General features: G+C 64.8%; 9 protein-coding genes and 2 pseudogenes. 7 read left to right on the forward strand and 4 right to left on the reverse strand.

The window, feature by feature from the left end; translation table 11 throughout:
- The first annotated feature begins 25 nt into the window (after nucleotides 1-25).
- The 4 genes from KVT39_RS13230 to KVT39_RS13245 all read left to right on the forward strand — a co-directional run bounded on the left by KVT39_RS13230 (nucleotide 26) and on the right by KVT39_RS13245 (nucleotide 12,439).
- The gene (locus KVT39_RS13230) at nucleotides 26-9,526 is read left to right on the forward strand and encodes a non-ribosomal peptide synthetase (protein ID WP_217589277.1); all 9,501 of its coding nucleotides are present in this window, start codon (nucleotides 26-28) and stop codon (nucleotides 9,524-9,526) included.
- Nucleotides 9,523-10,179, forward strand: coding sequence for a glycosyltransferase family 25 protein (locus KVT39_RS13235; protein WP_217589279.1), 657 nt, complete (start codon nucleotides 9,523-9,525; stop codon nucleotides 10,177-10,179). Before KVT39_RS13230 ends, KVT39_RS13235 begins: the two co-directional genes overlap by 4 nt.
- A gap of 63 nt (nucleotides 10,180-10,242) precedes the next feature.
- Nucleotides 10,243-10,722, forward strand: coding sequence for a hypothetical protein (locus KVT39_RS13240; protein WP_254640463.1), 480 nt, complete (start codon nucleotides 10,243-10,245; stop codon nucleotides 10,720-10,722).
- A gap of 16 nt (nucleotides 10,723-10,738) precedes the next feature.
- A complete protein-coding gene (locus KVT39_RS13245; RefSeq protein WP_217589281.1) occupies nucleotides 10,739-12,439 on the forward strand; it encodes a cyclic peptide export ABC transporter in 1,701 nt (566 codons plus the stop codon).
- Nucleotides 12,440-12,574: 135 nt separating this feature from the next.
- Here the strand turns inward: KVT39_RS13245 and KVT39_RS38665 are convergent.
- A pseudogene (locus tag KVT39_RS38665) lies at nucleotides 12,575-12,694 on the reverse strand (AMP-binding protein); the annotation flags it as partial.
- Between the two features lie 91 nt (nucleotides 12,695-12,785).
- On the opposite strand from KVT39_RS38665, the gene KVT39_RS13255 reads away from it, so the two are divergent.
- The gene (locus KVT39_RS13255; protein ID WP_217589282.1) at nucleotides 12,786-13,688 is read left to right on the forward strand and encodes a LuxR C-terminal-related transcriptional regulator; all 903 of its coding nucleotides are present in this window, start codon (nucleotides 12,786-12,788) and stop codon (nucleotides 13,686-13,688) included.
- A 110-nt stretch (nucleotides 13,689-13,798) separates the two neighbouring features.
- Complete coding sequence (locus tag KVT39_RS13260) at nucleotides 13,799-13,990, forward strand: hypothetical protein (protein WP_217589283.1); 192 nt, start codon at nucleotides 13,799-13,801, stop codon at nucleotides 13,988-13,990.
- Between the two features lie 10 nt (nucleotides 13,991-14,000).
- Here the strand turns inward: KVT39_RS13260 and KVT39_RS13265 are convergent, their stop codons facing one another.
- Nucleotides 14,001-14,813: a LuxR family transcriptional regulator gene (locus tag KVT39_RS13265; RefSeq protein ID WP_034182257.1), complete on the reverse strand. Its 813-nt coding sequence runs from the start codon at nucleotides 14,811-14,813 to the stop codon at nucleotides 14,001-14,003.
- Nucleotides 14,814-15,092: 279 nt separating this feature from the next.
- Entirely contained in the window at nucleotides 15,093-15,278 is a 186-nt protein-coding gene (locus KVT39_RS13270) for a hypothetical protein (protein ID WP_217589284.1), read from the reverse strand.
- Between the two features lie 824 nt (nucleotides 15,279-16,102).
- On the opposite strand from KVT39_RS13270, the gene KVT39_RS13275 reads away from it, so the two are divergent.
- The gene (locus KVT39_RS13275; RefSeq protein ID WP_034182258.1) at nucleotides 16,103-17,851 is read left to right on the forward strand and encodes a cholesterol oxidase substrate-binding domain-containing protein; all 1,749 of its coding nucleotides are present in this window, start codon (nucleotides 16,103-16,105) and stop codon (nucleotides 17,849-17,851) included.
- 175 nt (nucleotides 17,852-18,026) lie between these two features.
- Here the strand turns inward: KVT39_RS13275 and fumC are convergent.
- A pseudogene (fumC, locus tag KVT39_RS13280) lies at nucleotides 18,027-18,377 on the reverse strand (class II fumarate hydratase); the annotation flags it as partial.

The raw sequence follows: 18,377 nt of genomic DNA on the forward strand, positions 1-18,377 counted from the left end.
AACAAAACGTCTCAAGGAGTTTCCTGTGCAAGACAATAACGTGCTGGTCACCGACCATCGCTATGCGCACACCGCGCGTTTCTGGCGCGAAAGCCTTTCCCTGGTCGCAGGCAGCTACCGGATCGCAGCGCACGCGCCGGGACAGCAGCCGGCTCGCCTGCTGTCCCGCACGGTGCCGCTCACGCCCGCGTCGCTCGACCTGTTGCGGCGCATCGGCGACGGCGAGCTTGCCGAATTCGCCGTCACGGCCGCGGGCATTGCGTTCCTGCTGTGGAAATACTTCCGGATTCCGGTCACGGTGCTCGGAACGCCGGGGCTTGCCGAGCATCCGCCGGCCCGGGCCGCCACCGTTCCGCTGATCATCGAGGTACGTCCCGACGAGCGCATCGACGACTACCTGTCGCGCGTGGCCGGGATCGTGGAAGACAGCTACGCCGAGCCCCATTTCCCGCTGGAAACGCTCGTGCGCAACGAAAAGGACATGGATCTCGCGCAGCTCACGAAAGTCGCGCTGGTGGACGATCGGGTGCACCACGCGCCGACCGGTCGGGACGACGACCTGCAGCTGCACCTGCGGCTCGCGCGCGGCGAAATCGAGCTCCGTCATACCGGCGCCATCGAGCCTTTCGTCATCGACGGTTTCGCGAGCAGCCTCGGCGCGGTGCTGGAGGCATTCGAACACCTCGACAAGCCCGTCGGCGACATCGAGTCGAGCCCGCCGGAAGCGCGCCGGCTGCTGGCCGCCTTCAACGAAACCGCGGCGGCCGGGCCCGGCCATCTCACGGTCGTCGACATGTTCGAAGCGCAGGTCGCCCGCACGCCGGCGGCGCCTGCCCTGGTCACCGACAGTTCGCTGATGACCTACGCCGACCTGAACGCCCGCGCCAACAGCCTCGCGCATCAATTGCGCGACCGCTACGGCGCCGGGCCGGAATCGCTGGTCGGCGTCATGCTCGACCGTTCCGAATGGATGATCGTCGCGATTCTCGGCATATTGAAGGCGGGGGCGGCGTTCGTTCCGCTGGACCCGGCGTATCCGGCCGAACGGATCAATCACATCCTCGGCGACACCGGCCTGTCGCTGCTGGTGACCCAATCGAGTCAACTGGCGCAGTGGTACGAATTCTCCGGCGCGACGCTGCTGCTGGATCAGGAACTGCCCGGCTGGACGCCGCTGCCGGACAATCCGCCGCGCCGCGCCGAGCCGTCGCAGCTGGCCTACGTGATCTACACGTCCGGCTCGACCGGGCGACCGAAAGGCTGCCTGCTCGAACACCGGAACCTGGCCCACTACATTGCCTGGGCCGCCGGGTATTACTTTCCGGAAAGCACGACCGGCAGTTTCGGCCTGTACAGCTCGCTTTGCTTCGATTTCACGCTCACCAACATCTTCTGCCCGCTGGTGCGCGGCAAGACGCTGCGCATCTATCCGCAGTCGGAAAGCATCGACACCATCCTGGCCCGGATGTTCCAGCCCGGCAGCGGCGTCGACACCCTCAAGCTCACGCCCACCCACATTCACCTGCTGGAATACATGAACCTGGCACGCTCCGGCGTGCGCAAGGTGATCGTCGGCGGCGAGGAACTGACGCCCCAGCATATCGCCACGCTGCGGAAGATCGATCCCGCGATCGAAATCTACAACGAGTACGGTCCCACCGAGGCGACGGTCGGCTGCATCGTCGAGCGCGTCGAGGACGCGCCGTCCACGGTGCTGATCGGCCGGCCCATCGCCAACACCCGGGTGTACATGCTCGACGACGCCCTGCGGCCGGTTCCGATCGGCGTGCCGGGGGAAATCTGCATCGCCGGCGACGGCCTCGCGCGCGGCTACCACCAGCGGCCGGACGTCACCGCCGCGAAATTCGTCGAGCATCCCTTTCCCGGCGAAGCGCGCGTCTATCGCACCGGCGACATCGGCCGCTGGTTGCCCGACGGGCGGATCCAGTGTTACGGACGCGTCGACGACCAGGTCAAGATCCGTGGGCACCGTGTCGAACTGGGCGAGATCGAGGCCGCGCTCACCGCGCATGAGGATGTCGTCGGCGCAGCGGTCATGCTGCGCGAAACCGCCCAGGGGGTGCGCAAGCTGGCGGCCTACGTCAAGGGTTCCGCGAGCTTGAGCGTTGCGGACCTGCGGGCCTTCCTGGCCGGGAAACTGCCGGACTACATGGTCCCGTCCGACATTTTTACGATCGCCGAATTTCCGCTCAACGCCAACGGCAAGCTGGATCGCCCGGCGCTCCTGGCCATGGAGCCTGCCGCCGCGCCCGAGGCCGCGAGTCTCGACGCAACGCCGATCCAGCTCGAGCTGGTGCGCATCTGGCGCGAAGTGCTCGACAATCCGGCCGTCGATCTCACCGGCCGCTTCTTCGACTACGGCGGGGATTCGCTGCAGGCCATGCAGCTCGTCTCGCGGATCTGGGGCAGTTTCTCCGTCGAGATCGGCATCGACGCCATCTTCGAACTCCAGACCATCGGCGCGGTGTCCGACCTGATCGAAGCGTCGTCGCCCCGGACCGGTTCGATGGCCGGCAACATCCTGCCCCGCTCGCGCGCGAACGACCTGCCGCTGTCCTTTCCGCAGCAGCGCCTGTGGTTCCTCGCGCAACTGGAAGGTCCGTCGGCGACCTACAACATCTCGAGCGCGCTGCGTTTCGACGGCGACCTGGACATCCCGCGCCTGCGCGCCGCCGTGTCCGAAATCAGCCGGCGTCACGAGATCCTGCGCACCACGTTTCCCGCGGTCGACGGCCGCGGGGTTCAACGCATCGCCCCACCGGCACCGGTCGCGCTCGACGTGATCGACGTCGACACCGAGTCCGACACGCTCGCGCTGCTCGCCGAGGAAGCCGACCGCCCATTCGATCTCGCCGCCGGCCCGCTCTATCGTGTCGTGCTGTATCGCGTGCACGCGCGCCTGCATGTCTTCGGCATCACGATGCATCACATCATTTCGGATGCGTGGTCGTCGGGCATCCTCATCGGCGAACTGGCCGCGCTCTATGCCGGCCGGTCGCTGCCGGAACTGGCCGTCCAGTACGCGGACTACGCCGGCTGGCAGCATGAACGCCTGGCATCCGCCGACACGCATCGGGAACTGGCGCTCGTCAGCGCGGCGCTGGCGGACGCGCCGGACCTGATGGAACTGCCCACCGACCGCCCCCGGCCCGCGATCCAGCGTTTCCGCGGCGCGGTTCTGCCGTTCCAGCTGAACGGCAAGCACTCCGACGGCCTGCGCGCGATCGCGCGCGCGTCCGGCACCAGCACGTACATGGTCGTGCTCGCCGCGTATGCGCTGCTCCTTTCGCGGTACAGCAACCAGCAAGACCTCGTCATCGGCTCCCCGATCGCCAATCGGCGTTCCAGCATGACCGAGCCGCTGATCGGCTTCTTCGCGAACATGCTCGCGCTGCGCGTGGATCTGTCGGGCAATCCGACCTTCGGCGAACTGCTGGCGCGCGTGAAGCGCGTCGCGCTGGACGGCTATAGTCGCCAGGACATTCCGTTCGAGCAGGTGGTGGACTCGCTCAAGCTCGAACGCAACCTGAGCCGCACGCCCGTGTTCCAGGCCGTGTTCGCGTATGAGAAAGCGCAGCCCGATGCGCTGAACTTTCCCGGTCTCACGGCCACGCCGGTGTCGGTGGAGACCCACACCGCCAAGTTCGACCTCACGCTGCATATCCAGGATGCCGAGCACGGCCTCGCGGGCTCGCTGGAATACAACCTGGACCTGTTCGACGCCGATACGATCGATCGCATGGCGGAACACTTCCGCACGCTCGTCGATGCCGTGGTCGCCGATCCGGACCAGCCGCTCGGCGAGCTTTCGTTGTCGAGCGATGCGGAGCGGGATCTGCTGACCGTCGAATGGAACCGGACCGAAACGGATTTCGGCGATGCCGCGGCACAACCGCTGCATCGGCTGTTCGAACAACAGGTCGAGCGCACGCCCGACGCCGTCGCCGCCGTCTGCGACGACGCCTCGCTCACCTACGCAGAACTCAACCTGCGCGCCAATCGCCTCGCCCACCGGCTCATCGAGCTCGGCGTCGCTCCCGATGCTCTCGTCGGCCTGGCGATGGAGCGCTCGCTCGACATGATCGTCGCGCTGCTCGCGATCCTCAAGGCCGGCGGCGCCTACGTCCCCGTCGATCCCGACTACCCCGCCGAGCGCGTGCGTTTCATGATCGACAACGCCCAGTTGCGCTGGCTCCTCACCCAGCAGCATCTGCTTGCCGCGCTGCCCGACACCGACGCCCGCGTGATCGTCGTCGATCGTGACACGCACGACTTCGACGCCGCGCCCGCGTCCAACCCCGCGCCTGCGCTGAGCGGCGACAACCTCGCCTACATGATCTACACCTCCGGCTCGACCGGCAGGCCCAAGGGCGCGCTCAACACCCATCGCGCCATCACCAACCGCATCCTGTGGATGCAGCACGCCTACGCGCTCGGCGCCGACGAGTCCGTGCTGCAGAAAACCCCGTTCAGCTTCGACGTCTCTGTCTGGGAATTCTTCTGGCCGCTCATCGTCGGTGCGCGCCTCGTGTTCGCCCGACCCGGCGGCCAGCGCGAGACCGACTACCTGGTCGAACTCATCGAGCGCGAACGGATCACCACGATCCATTTCGTGCCGTCGATGCTGCGCGCCTTTCTCGACCATCCGGACCTCGACGCGCACTGCGCGTCGCTGCGCCGCGTCGTATGCAGCGGCGAGGCCCTGCCGTTCGACCTCCAGCAGCGCTTCTTCGCGCGTCTGGACGCCAAGCTGTACAACCTCTACGGCCCGACCGAGGCCGCTGTCGACGTGACCGCATGGGAATGCCGGCGCGACGACCCGCACCGCATCGTGCCGATCGGCCGGCCCATCGCCAACACCCGCCTCTACATCGTCGACGCGCAGCTGCAACCCGTGCCGGTCGGCGTGGCGGGCGAGCTGCTGATCGGCGGCACGCCGGTCGGACGCGGCTACCACGGCGAACCCGAGCTGAGCGCCGAGAAGTTCATCGCCGATCCGTTCTCCACCGACCCGCACGCACGCCTCTATCGCACCGGCGATCTCGCGCGCTACCGGCCCGACGGCAACGTCGAGTTCCTCGGCCGCATCGATCACCAGATCAAGCTGCGCGGCCTGCGCATCGAACCCGGTGAAATCGAGGCTGCGCTGCGCGAGCATCCGTCGGTCGACGACTGTGTCGTGATCGCGAAAACCGACGGAGTCCGAACGGTCCTCATCGCCTATGTCGCGACCGCATCGCCGGACATCGCCGATCTTCGCGGCTATCTGAGCGGCAGGCTGGCGGACTACATGGTGCCGTCGAGGTTCGTCGCGCTCGAATCCTTGCCGACGCTGCCCAACGGCAAGATCAACCGCAAGGCGCTGCCCGTCCCGGCGGACACGGTCGACGCGGCCCGGTTGCACGCGCCTGCCGTCACACCCAGGGAAGTCCTGCTGGCGTCTATCTGGCAAGACGTGCTGCAACTGCAATCCGTCGGCATCCACGACAATTTCTTCGAACTTGGAGGCGACTCCATCCTGAGCATCCAGGTGATCTCGCGCGCCAATCAGGCGGGACTTCGCGTGACGGCGAAACAACTGTTCCAGTATCAGACGATCGCCGAGCTGGCCGCCGCGCCTGAAGAACGGGCGGCGCATGCGCCGAGCGTCAGCCCGCTGGGCGATGCGCCGCTCACACCGGTCCAGCACTGGTTCTTCGAACAGGAGATCGATGCGCCGTCGCACTACAATCAGACGGTCCTGATTCAGGTGCCGTCGGATATCGACGCGTCGAAGCTCGACGACGCGTTCCGACAAGTCTACGAACATCACGATGCGTTGCGCCTGCGTTTCTCGCGCAGCGCCGGCGGCTGGACGCAAGAGGTCGTCGCCGGTGGCGAGATGCCGGCGCTCTTCGCGAAGCAGGCAATAGCAGGCGACGCCGGCGAGCGCATCGCGGCCATGCGCGCCGCCGCTGCGCAAGCGGAACGCGGCATCGACATCACGCATGGCCCGTTGCTGGCGGCCCGGCTGTTCTGCTTTGCCGGCGAGCCGCTCGCCCGCCTGTTCGTGTCGATTCATCACCTTGCGGTGGACGGCGTGTCATGGCGCGTGCTGCTCGAGGACCTGCATGCCGCCTACCACGGCCAGCCATTGTCAGAGAAGACGACTTCGTTCCGCGAATGGGCCTTGCATCTGCAGCAACTGGCCCGGTCGCCTGCCATCGGCGCCGAAGCCCCGCTGTGGCAAGCCCTCCTCTCGCAGGACGTCGAGCCCATGCCGGTCGATTATCCGGCCGCGGGCGCGGCCCACAACGCGGTCGGCGACGCGGCATCCGTTTCATTCGAGCTGGACGAAGCCGAAACCGCGGCGTTGCTGCGCCGGCTGCCACGGGCCTACGACACCCGCATCAACAACGTCCTGCTCGTCGCGCTCGCGCAAGCACGCAGCATGGTCACGGGCAACGCCCGCACCCGGATCGACGTCGAAAGTCACGGCCGCCACGTCTCCGATGCGCCGATCGACGTCGGCAGGACGGTGGGCTGGTTCACCTCCATCTATCCGATCGTCCTCGAGGTCGACGCGATGCAGACGCCGCAGGAAGCGTTGCGCGACGCACAGCAGCAGTTGCGCCGGATTCCGGCCGAAGGCCTCGGTTATTCGCTGCTCCGCTACCTGGGCCCCGACGCCGCCGTGCGTGACAGCCTCGCCGCGCTGCCGAATGCCGACATCCTCTTCAACTATCACGGGCAGCTCGATACCGTGCTGCAGCAATCCGACGGCTGGAGCCCGGCTGCCGAAGACCTCGGTTCGCTGCGCTCCGAGCGGTCCCTGCGCACGCATGCGTTCGAGATCGTCGCCGCCGTTTCCGACGGCAAACTTCAGGTGGACTGGCGCTACGGCGAGCGTCTCCACCAGCGGCAGACGGTCGAAAACCTGGCCGCGCACTTCAAGGACCGGTTGCTCGACTTCGCGGCGTCGGTTCCCGACACCGCGTGGGACAACCTCGAAGACAGCTACCCGCTCTCGTCCCTGCAGCAGGGCATCCTGTTCCATTCGCTGTACGAACTGGATCCCGCCGCGTATTTCCAGCAGTTCAGCTTCGTCGTCAACGGCCCGCTCCAGGTGCCGGCGCTCCGGCAAGCCTGGGCCAATGCGCTCGCGCGCCATGCCGTGCTGCGTACCGCGTTCGCGTGGGCCAATCGCGATCATCCGGTCCAGACCGTCCGGCACACGGTCGATCTGCCGTGGACGTTCCTCGACTGGCGACACCGCGATGCATCCCGCCGCGCGCAGGACTTCGATGCATTCCTCGCCGACGACCGGCGGCGCGGCTTCGATTTGCAGCGGGCGCCGTTGTTCCGCTGCACGCTGATTCAGGAAACGGAGACACGCCATCGGTTCTGCTGGAGCGCGCACCACATCATTCTCGACGGCTGGAGCACCGCCACCCTGATGAAGGAAGTGTTCGACGACTACCTGTCGCTCGCCCGCACCGGCATGCCGGCGCTCGCAGCGTCGGCGCCGGGATACCGCAGGTACATCGACTGGCTCGCGCGCCATCCTCGTTCGGCCGACGAAACCTGGTGGCGCGCCGAACTGGCCGGGTTCCATGCCGCCACGCCGATCGTGGCCCATCCGGCCGGGCAGATCTCCGGCGATGCCGCACGGCAGGACAAACGCAGGACCCAGCAATTCCTGCTGGACGAGGCCCTGACCGCTCGGCTGCAAACGCTCATGCGAACCCATCGCCTCACCCTCAACGTCCTGATCCGCGCGGTCTGGGCATTGGTGCTGCGGCGCCGCGCCGGGACCGACGACGTCGTCTTCGGCGTCACCGTGTCCGGTCGCCCGCCGCAGCTCGACGGCGTCGAGTCGATCGTGGGCCTGTTCATCAACACGCTGCCGTTTCGCGTGCGCATCGCGCCGGAACGCCCGTTCGTCGAATGGCTGGCGACGGTTCACGCAGCCCAGACGGCGATGGAGCCGCATTCGTACAGTTCGCTGGTCGATATCCAGTCGTGGAGCGAACTGCCTGCCCGCGACAGCCTGTTCGACAGCCTGCTGGTGTTCGAGAACTTCCCGGTTGCCGCCGCCCCCGCTCTCGGGCCCGACGACATCGAGATCCTCGACACCCGCGCGTTCGCGGAAGCGCATTACCCGCTGACCCTGACCGTACACCCGGATACGCGCCTCGGCTTCCATATCACGCACGATGCGCACCGCGTCGCCCCCGAGGTGGTCCGGCAGATGCTGGACATCATCCGCGCGTTGCTGGAACGCTTCGCGGACGACCCGGCCCAGTTGACCGGCCAGCTCGCCGATGCGCCGGTGCCGGCCGCCGGCGGCCAGCCGGGCGCGCCGCGCGGCGCGGCCGCCTCCGACGTCGAACCTGCGGCCGGTGCGGCCACGGCGGCCCGCACCGGCGTGCCGACGGCGGACGAAAGCGCGTTGCTGGAGATCTGGCAGCGGATCTTCAAAAGAAACGACATCACGGTCAGCGACAATTATTTCGACCTCGGCGGACACTCGATCATCGCGATCCAGCTGATGGCCAATGTCGAAAAGGCGTTCGATCGCCGGCTGCCCATTTCGTGCCTGTTCGAGAATCCGACCGTCGAGAAACTGGCGGCGGCCTTGGCCAGGAAAGCGCCGGCCGCCCCCGCCGGCGGACTCGTGCCGATCCGGGACGGCGGTCCTGCCGCGCCGCTTTTCCTGCTTCCGGGCGCCGGCGGGAACGTGGTCTACTTCCACCCGCTCGCGAACCGCCTGACCGAAGCTCACGCGGTGCACGGCCTGGAAGCGCTCGGCCTCGACGGCTCCTGCCTGCCGCTCACCCGCGTGGAAGACATCGCGGCCCGTCATATCGAATGCATCTGGCCGCTGGTGGGCGCGGGTCCGTACTACCTGGCGGGCCACTCGTTCGGTGCGCAGGTGGCGCTCGAAATGAGCCGGCAGCTCGTTGCCAAGGGCGCCGTCGTCGAACTGCTGGCGATCTTCGACGCTTCCGCGCCCATCGACAGCTCGGCCGCAGCCTACTGGCAAGACTGGGACGACACCGAATGGCTGGTCGCGATCGCCCACGAAATCGGCACCTTCCTCGGGACCGACCTTCAGGTGACGCGAGCAGACCTCGCCCCGCTCGACCCCGACGGCCAGGCCGGCCTGATCCTCGACAGAATCGGCAACCGCGGCAACTGGTTTGCGGATGCCGGAGCCGACCGCCTGCGCGCCTATCTGCGCGTCTATCAGGCCAACTTCAAATCGCGCTACGCGCCGCAAGCCACCCCGCTTCCCGTGCCGATCGCGTTGTTCCGCAGCACCGAGCGGGATCCCGGCGACTACGATCCGTCGCCCGAGATAGCGCAGCTCCGCCTCGACCCGAGCTGGGGGTGGTCCCGCTTCTCGGCGCTGCCCGTCGAGGTGATGGACGTACCCGGTGACCACCTGACCATGCTGCTCGACCCGCACGTCGCCGTCCTCGCTACCCGCGTCAATCAGTTCCTGGAAAAAAAACACTCATGAAATCAGCACCGACGATCGACAACGCTTTCGCCCGCAAGGTCTGCATCAATCTGGACCGGCGCCCCGACCGCTGGGAAGCGATGCAAAGAAAATTCGCCGAGCAGAACATCCTCACGGTGGAACGACTGCCCGCCGTCGATGCAAGGCTGGTGACCGTGCCGGAATCCCTGAGCCATATGCGTGCGCAGGACTACGGCTGCACGATGAGCCATCTAGCCGCGGTGAAACATGCCAAGGCCGCGGGCGCGAGCGAAGTCCTGATCTTCGAGGACGACGCCTTCTTCGCCCCCGACTTCGCCGCGCGCTTTCCCGAGTTCATCGCGCAAGTGCCGAACGACTGGCACATGCTGTTTCTGGGCGCCTATCACTTCACGCCGCCCATTCCCGTCGCGCCGAACATCGTCAAGGCCGTGGAGACGCTCACCGCGCACGCCTACGTCGTCAGGGACTCGCTGTACGACGCATTCATCGCGATCAACGAAAACCCGCCGGCGATCAACGACCGCAACAACCTCGTGCTGCAGCAGAAGTTCAATTGCTACTGCTTCGAACCCAATCTGGTCGGACAGGAGTCCGGCTACTCCGACATCATGGACGAAGTCATGCCGGAAAAGCCGCTGAGCTATTCCCTTCCGATTCCGGATGGCTGGTAACGCCTGCGGCCGGCGCTCGCTGCGATCCCCTGCGGTCCCTATCTCGACAGGCCATTGAAGCTCATGAAAACCATCACCGTTGACCTCGAAGCGGAGTTCGTCAAGTCCGCGCTCGATTCGCTTCACCGGGACTGCAAGCTCGGCGAGGCAATTTCGCTGGCTTATGGGAAATGCGAATCGATCGACGACGTGATCGATCTGATTTTTCCGTTGATCACGAAGACACGGCGGGTCGATTACATCCTGATGTACAGCATAGAAAGGAATCCCCGCACGCTCCTGCAGTTTCTTCGACTGATCGAAGCGCGGTTGACACGGAACGACAGCTGGACGGTCGCGTCGGTCGAGGCTGCGTTGCGTGGCGTGGCCGATGCATCGGGCCTCGGCTGGGACCGTGCGCAGCGCTTGCTGAAGTGCTGCATCCTGTTTTCCGACTCGCCGCTGGAAATCGTGGAAAGCATCGCGTTCCTGGGCAGGCACGAAACCTCGTCGAGATTGAGATCAGCGGCAAGAAACGTCGAACTCAGCCACCTGATCAACTGAACGATATTGGCGACTCATGGATTCCACTCAAAGTAAATCGCCGCCGTGGCATTCGGCCGCCACCCTGATGTGGCGCAGTCATCCCTGGTTGACCCTGGGCACGGTCCTTACGGGCCTCGTCAGCGGCATTGCGTCGATCGTGGGCGTCGGATTGATCAGCAGGGTGCTGCATGACCAGGACGACCGACAGACGCTGCTGATGATATTCATTGCGGTGAACGTCATCGCAGTTGTCTGCAGGAGCGGCGCTGCCGTGATGCCCTCCTATGCCTGCATGAAAGTCATGACGAGATTGCGCGTCAACCTGTGCAAAAGGATCCTGGCGACCCCACTGGACGAAATCGACCGGCGCGGCGCCCCGAATATCCTGACCATGCTGACGCAGGACATTCCGCAGTTGAGCCAGACCCTGCTCACCATACCGACGATCATCGTTCAGTCCGTCGTCCTGGTATGCAGCATCGTCTATCTCGCCTATCTGTCGTGGATCGTTTTCGCTTCGACGATCACCCTGACAATCGTCGGCCTGGCGCTTTATCTGTTTTTCTATCGAAGGGCGGTCAATTTCACGGAAAGAGTTCGCGATGAATTCGTCCAGTTCAATGAATATACCCATGGCCTCGTGTTCGGCATCAAGGAACTCAAGCTCAACAGGGCCAGACGACGCTGGTTTACCAGGGCTGCGATCGAATTATCATCGAAGCGCGTGGCAGGATTCAATTACATAGAACGCTTCTGGTTCATGAGCGGCGACACCATTGGCCAGATCACGGTAGCGGTCCTGCTCGGATTCTTGCTGTTCGGCGTACCTTCGTTCGGCGTCGTGGACCCGTCCGTACTCACGGCGAGCATTCTGGCCGTGCTCTACATGATGGGGCCTTTGACCATGCTGATCAGTATTCTGCCGATCGTGGCCGAAGGCAAAACCGCGCTCGCCCGGCTGGCGGAATTCGGTTTTTTGATCGATGACGGGGAGGATTCACGCAAGGACCCGCCCCATCCGCGCACCAGGGAATCCTCGGCGAATTCATGGCAACTCATTGAGCTGAAAGATGTGAAGATGAACTACCGCGACAATGATTCGTCGGTCGATTTCGTGCTCGGCCCCATCAATATGACGATTCATGCCGGAGAGCTCGTCTATGTCATCGGCGGAAACGGCAGCGGCAAAAGCACGTTGGGCAAAGTACTCAGCGGCCTCTACGTGCCTACCGAAGGCCACATCGCCCTCGATGGAAAAGTCGTTGACGACGCTGCCCGGGAACGGTACCGCAATCTGTTTTCCGCGGTATTTACCGATTTCCATTTGTTCAACCGCATCATCGGTCCGGACCGCGAAAATTCGAGCATCGAGCTTGCCCGAAAATATCTTGAAACCCTGAAACTGGCCGACAAAGTAGAGATCAATGGCAAGGACTACTCGACAACCAGAGCCCTATCGACAGGGCAACGCAAGCGATTGGCGCTGCTTTGCGCCTACATCGAGGATCGCCCGATTTACATCCTGGACGAATGGGCTGCCGATCAGGATCCGGTCTTCAAGAGATTTTTCTATGAAGTGCTGGTTCCCGATCTGAAATCCCGCGGGAAATGCGTCATTATCATTACCCACGACGATCAGTACTTCAAGCTCGCAGATCGGGTCATTCGCCTGGATAGCGGCCGCATCTTCTCCGATACGGCCATGTGTGCCGTCCGGGCCGAAGCTGCAGGATGAGCAGCGATCCGGATGCGGTGCGCGCGTTGCAGCTCCGCGCAGATCCGATCCGCCACACCGTCCCACGATCGAATGGAACAGCGACCGCACGTGGGACGCGTCGAAATCGAACCATGCGAGCGACTGCTCAACCATCACACCCTTCGGTTTACCGGTCGAACCGGACGTGTAGATCGCGCAGGCGAGATCGTCAACGCGCGACGCCGGTTCGACGTAGCCGTCGGTGGCCGGCGATGCGTCGCCTGTCCCGGCTATCCGTTACAGACGCGTTCGCCGCCGGGTGTTTAAATCATGTCGGCAACCATGCGCGCAAGCGCAGCTTCAACGTCTCATCAGGAATCCGTTCATGGAGTTCAGCAGATTGTTCGCACACGTCGGCGAAGCGATCTCAAGCAGCGGGAGCCGACGCTTTCCCCGAGTGATGTACAGCCTGATCTCTGCGGCCGTCCCCGTCGACGAGATCCGCATTTCGGAGCTCGCGGTCGACGCGACGCCTGACGGCGATCTCCAGGTGCGCAGCCTCGGCGCGGTCGGCGCGGCGCTCGCGAAGGCCGGCCCGGCAGCCGCCTGTTACGGGCCGCAGATGCCGCCGCGCCCGGGCGCGAGCCGCCTGCACGTCGATGACACGCTCGCCGGCCACGGCCCGACCCACGCGCTGCTCCATCGCTTCGCCCTCATGCAGGCTGCGATCGTGCCGCTGCGTTGCGCGCAATTCCACCTCTTGACCCGCAAGCGGGGCCACTATTACCTGATCTCGCTGTATCGCACGAACACGTTCGACGACTTCTCGCCGCGGGAGCAGACCGTCCTCAAGGAGCTCTCGCACGTGCTGTTTCCGATCGTCGAGACCCATGTCGCGGCGCTCGATTCGGCTCCGCCGCCCGCCCACGCGGCCGCCGCGCCGCCGGCGACGCAATCGGGCCGGGAGCGCGTGGCGCGGCGGTTCGCCGACCGTCTGCGGCAAGCCGGCGTCAAGCTGTCGACGCGCGAGATCGAGGCATGCACGGCGCTGCTGGCCGGCGACACGGTGCCCGCCATCGCCGTGCGTTTCGCGCTGCGCGAAAGCACCGTCGAGACCTACCTGAAGCGGGCGGCCGTCAAGCTCGGCTTCGGCGGGCGCCACGGCCTCACGCGCTGGATGCTCGACGAGGCGGCAGGGGCCGCGGGCGAGGCCGCAACTGAAGCACGCCGACACGGCACGAGAAGCGTGCGGCGCGACCGCGCATCGCCGTACATCATCGGCACCTGAAGCGTCGGCACCCGAAGGCTGGCGGTCCGAAAGCGCGTGCCGGCACCGCGGCGCGCCAGGAACTGCAGCCCGCGCGACGCCGACACGGGCCGCGTGCCAAACAGCATCGGATGGCTGCCGCCGGCCTCCCCCTCGAGCCACACGCCGGCAATCACGCCGACGACGAAGGCCGAGCCGCCGCCCCCGGTGACATCGTCGTCATCGCCCGCGACGAGAGCGCCGGCGCGCGCACGCGCGCCAGCAATCCCGGCACGTCGGCCGGCGGCGCTGGTCGCGTGTCGGGCATCGGCGCCCGCGCCTAGCGTGACGGCATCACGCCGCCGACGCGCACGGCACGTAATCGTCGATCATCCATTTCGTGAGCCCGTGCCGGCCGCTGATGCCGAGCTTCACCGCGGCGCGCTTGATGTACGTCTCGACCGTACTCTCCTTCACACCGAGCTCGCCGGCCAGTTCTCGCAGCATCTTGCCCGCGAGCAGGCCGAGGCACACTTCGCTTTCGCGCGCCGACAGCACGACCGCCGCGCGCGCAAGCCGCGATTCGAACTCCTGGCGCAGCGCCTCGACGGCGGGCATCGTCGTGCCTTCGAGGTCGCCGTGCCGGCGCGTCGACGCATGCCACTCGACGAGCGGCAGCAGCGTATCGGCGAAATTCTTCAGGAACGACATCTCCTGCAACGAGAAGTCGCAATGCGACGCCGTTCGATGCAGCGAGATCACGTAGCGGCGATTCGCCTTGCACGACACGAGATGGCACTGAAATCCCCCGCCCGGCCCACGCAGCGGCGCGACTTCGCTGCCATTGCCGCTGCGCATCAGCGGATTGATGTGAATGAGCTGCCGGTCGCAAGCAGCCACGATCCGGTTCAACAGCGGATGCGCTGCCGGCTGCCGCTCGCCGTGCGCGGCCGGCCCGCTGCCGCGCCCGTCGTCACCCGGCGCACCGAACGCGCCGAGCGATTGCACGTGGACGACTTCGCCCGCCGGCTCGTCGAGCGTCCATTCAGTCATCCGGGTGATCGCGAGCGGAATCGATTCGACCAGCAATGCATGCATGTCGGATGCGAACCGCTCACTGCCGGCGCTCGAAATCACCTTCCCGAGCTTCGAGAACATCGCGAACATCTGACTCTCCTTGTTTCCTTGTTGTGCGTGCTTGAGGACGGCGGCGCAACGCCAGCGCGGGCGAGCCGGCGCGGTTTGCGCGGCGCGCGTTTCGTCGCGCGCCGATGTGTTCGGCTCACGCGAAACGGCGGCGCGCCGTGCTCTGTTCAGTTCGATGCGAGATCGCGCGCGGGGACGAGGGCGGTGAAAACGCACTGCCGCCGGACGCGCTGAACGCCTGAATTGGAAAACCCTGCGCCGGCCCGGAGCGGGCGCGTTCCCGGCGGATTCAACGAATAATCACGAACAAAAACCGAGATAATCCTTTCCATTGAATTTGATCCACGAATACCCCAGCCGCGTATGATAGCGACGATTTAAAATATCTGCATTTATCGTGACATTCATTTTTTTAAATTGCGCCGCTTGCAAAACGGAAGTCGATAAATTTGCAAGCCACTCACGAGCACAATTATGGTAGGCCATACGAATTTGCCTTTATTTACCCCGAAATCCTGTAATAGTCACCCGAGCGCCGTATACCATGGATTTTCGTCAAAGAGGTCTTGCTCGAGAGAAGAATAAGATAATTTCATTACGTCACTCCCGCTCGCCACGTGGCCCCGAGCACTTTCCTCCGGGAATTGTTTCGATTCGATAAACGATCGATTCAATCTGCGTGATGGAAAGGCATAATTTTCGCTGCCTGCTTGCGGCAGCACGCTGTCGATTACACCTTCAGGCGATAAAAATCGCCACAAACAACATTTCCAGTACCGCCGACACGGGCGTTGCAAAATATCAACAAATGGAAAAATCATTGACCGTCATAAAATATCCATATTGAAGCGCACGCAATTTACCCACTCCGCCCGTTGCCGCGCGACAGATAAATTGCTACGCTTTTCCAGCGAAATAAACGACAAAACGTCGCCCGATTTTGAACTGAAAGCGGGTTTATTTAAAAAAACGAAACATGGAAATTAATATGCACGTGCAATCATCTTTTATCGATCGTCGCGGCTAGCGCTTCGTCTCACGCTATTCAGCCGAATCTCCATATCCACCTGCCGGCAGGACAGACCGACGGCCAGTTGCAGAAGTCGCCGGAGGTTTTCCGATTCCCTTCCAGACGTCCGTGATGACGAGCGGCCGCGCATTGTCGAATGCACCGTCCTCTTTTCAATCCCGGCCCGTCTACGCGCAACGCTGCCCGCGCGTCACGCCTGCTCGAATTACCACGCTGGCTTCAACGCGTCATTTGTCGTCTTTCCAATCCGTAAAACAATTCCGAGAAATTGGAGCACACCATGAGTCACGACTTTCGAGACGAACCTGCGCCGCGTCGCGCCTTCCTGGCCAACATGGCGAAACTCGCGGCGGCCGGCGTCGTCACCGGCTGGACACCGGTCTACCAGGTTGCGGCGCACGCGCTGACGGCCGGCGCGACACCGCCCGGCTTCCCGGCCGACATTCCGCTTTACAAGCAGGCGTTCCAGAACTGGAGCGGCGAGATCGCCGTGCAGGACGTATGGACCGCCGCGCCACGCTCCGCCGACGACGTCGTTGCGACGGTCAACTGGGCCCGCGCGAACGGCTACCGGGTACGTCCGCGCGGCTACATGCACAACTGGTCGCCCCTGACGCTGGACCCAAGCGCCGGCGCCGCGAACCTCGTGCTGCTCGATACGACGAAGTCGTTGACGGCCGTCTCCGTCGACACGTCGACGAGTCCGGCGCGCGTCACCGCGCAAACGGGCGTGTCGCTGGAGTCGCTGCTCGCGACGCTCGAGCAATCCGGCCTCGGCATGGTCGCCGTGCCTGCGCCGGGCGGCATCACGCTCGGCGGTGCGCTTGCGATCGACGCGCACGGCACCGCCGTACCGGCGGCCGGTGAAACCTTGCAACCGGGCCACACCTACGGCTCGCTAAGCAATCTCGTGGTTGCGCTGACAGCGATCGTGTTCGATCCGGCCCGGCAGCAATACGTGCTGCGCCGGTTCGAGCGCAGCGATCCCGAGATCGGCGCGTTCCTCGCGCACATCGGGATGGCGTTCGTCGTCGAAGTTACGCTGATGGCAGGACCGAACCAGCGGCTGCGCTGCCAGAGCTTCGTCGATATTCCGTCTTCCGAACTATTTGCACCGGCCGGCACGTCGGGCCGAACGATCGCGTCGTTTCTCGATCGAGCGGGCCGGATGGAAGCGATCTGGTTCCCGTTCACGACGTGCCCGTGGCTCAAGGTCTGGACGCCAACGCCCAGCAAGCCGTTCCTGTCGCGCACCGTCACGCAGCCGTACAACTATCCGTTCTCCGATTCGATCTCGCAGTCCATCTCGGATCTCGTCAAGCGGATCGTGATCAACGGCGAAGGCGCATTGACGCCGTTGTTCGGCCAGACGCAACTGGCGATCACGACCGCCGGCCTCGCGCTCACGCTCAGCGGGGACATCTGGGGCTGGTCGCGCACCGTGCTGCAGTACATTCGGCCGACGACGCTGCGCGTCACCGCGAACGGCTACGCGATACTGGCGCGGCGTGCCGACGTACAACGCGTGATCAGCGAATTCGTGCAGTTCTATCAGAATCGCATCGACGCATACAAGGCACGCGGCGAGTACCCGATCAACGGCCCCGTCGAGATCCGGGTCACCGGCCTCGACAAGCCGGCCGATGCCGGCGCCGGCGCGGTCGTTCCCACGCTGTCCGCGCTCAAGCCGCGCCCCGATCACCCGGAATGGGACATCGCCGTATGGTTCGATATCCTGACGTTACCGGGCACGCCTGGCGCCGGTCGCTTCTATCGCGAGATCGAGCAATGGATGCTCGCGAACTACACCGGTTCGTATGCGACGCTGCGTCCCGAATGGTCGAAGGGCTGGGGCTATACCGACACGGCCGCCTGGCAGGATGGCACCATGCTCGCCACCACGATCCCGAACCTGCATCGTGAAGGCCAGCCGCCGTCGAGCAGCTGGGATGCGGCGCGCGCGACCCTCGAACGCTACGACCCGCACCGGATCTTCCGGTCGCCGCTGCTCGACCGGTTGATGCCGTAGCGATCCCGGCGGAAGCCGGCGCGGCGCGCTGCCATGCGCGCCGTGCGCCGGCGCCGCTCCCGGACGCACGGCCGGTCTCTGCCCGATTCAGGTTGCCGCCTCGACGAGACACAGGCCCCCCTTTCTCATAATCGGTGACTTGCATCTCAATGGAAGGAAACCGAAGCGGGCGCTATCAGGCATGCGTCATGTCCAGCGGCACGACGTATCGGTCGAAATCCGTCGGCGTAACGAACCCCAGCGCATTCGCGACTTCACGCAGAGATTTCCCTTCGCGGTGGGCCGTCTTCGCAACGATCGCCGCGTTGTCGTAGCCGATGTGACGATTGAGAGCGGTGACGAGCATCAGGTTCTTTTCGAGGTTGTCACCCATCTGCTGGAGATTGGGCTCGATGCCGACCGCGCAATGCACGTTGAACGCGCGACACGCGTCGGCGAGCAGCGTGATGCTCTCCAGCACGTTGTGGACCATCACCGGGTTGTACACGTTCAGCTGAAAATTCCCCTGACTCCCGGCGAACGCGAC

This window comes from Burkholderia sp. GbtcB21 (assembly GCF_019091065.1).
Classification (GTDB): domain Bacteria; phylum Pseudomonadota; class Gammaproteobacteria; order Burkholderiales; family Burkholderiaceae; genus Burkholderia; species Burkholderia pyrrocinia_C.

What these genes read in the sequence shown, in the direction of transcription:
- KVT39_RS13260 (WP_217589283.1), top strand. Translation starts at nt 13,799, where the DNA reads ATGGCTGCCGCCGGCCTCCCCCTCGAGCCACACGCCGGCAATCACGCC.
- KVT39_RS13275 (WP_034182258.1), top strand. Translation starts at nt 16,103, where the DNA reads ATGAGTCACGACTTTCGAGACGAACCTGCGCCGCGTCGCGCCTTCCTG.
- KVT39_RS13255 (WP_217589282.1), top strand. Translation starts at nt 12,786, where the DNA reads ATGGAGTTCAGCAGATTGTTCGCACACGTCGGCGAAGCGATCTCAAGC.
- KVT39_RS13240 (WP_254640463.1), top strand. Translation starts at nt 10,243, where the DNA reads ATGAAAACCATCACCGTTGACCTCGAAGCGGAGTTCGTCAAGTCCGCG.
- KVT39_RS13235 (WP_217589279.1), top strand. Translation starts at nt 9,523, where the DNA reads ATGAAATCAGCACCGACGATCGACAACGCTTTCGCCCGCAAGGTCTGC.
- KVT39_RS13265 (WP_034182257.1), bottom strand. Translation starts at nt 14,813, where the DNA reads ATGTTCGCGATGTTCTCGAAGCTCGGGAAGGTGATTTCGAGCGCCGGC.
- KVT39_RS13245 (WP_217589281.1), top strand. Translation starts at nt 10,739, where the DNA reads ATGGATTCCACTCAAAGTAAATCGCCGCCGTGGCATTCGGCCGCCACC.
- KVT39_RS13270 (WP_217589284.1), bottom strand. Translation starts at nt 15,278, where the DNA reads ATGGCCTACCATAATTGTGCTCGTGAGTGGCTTGCAAATTTATCGACT.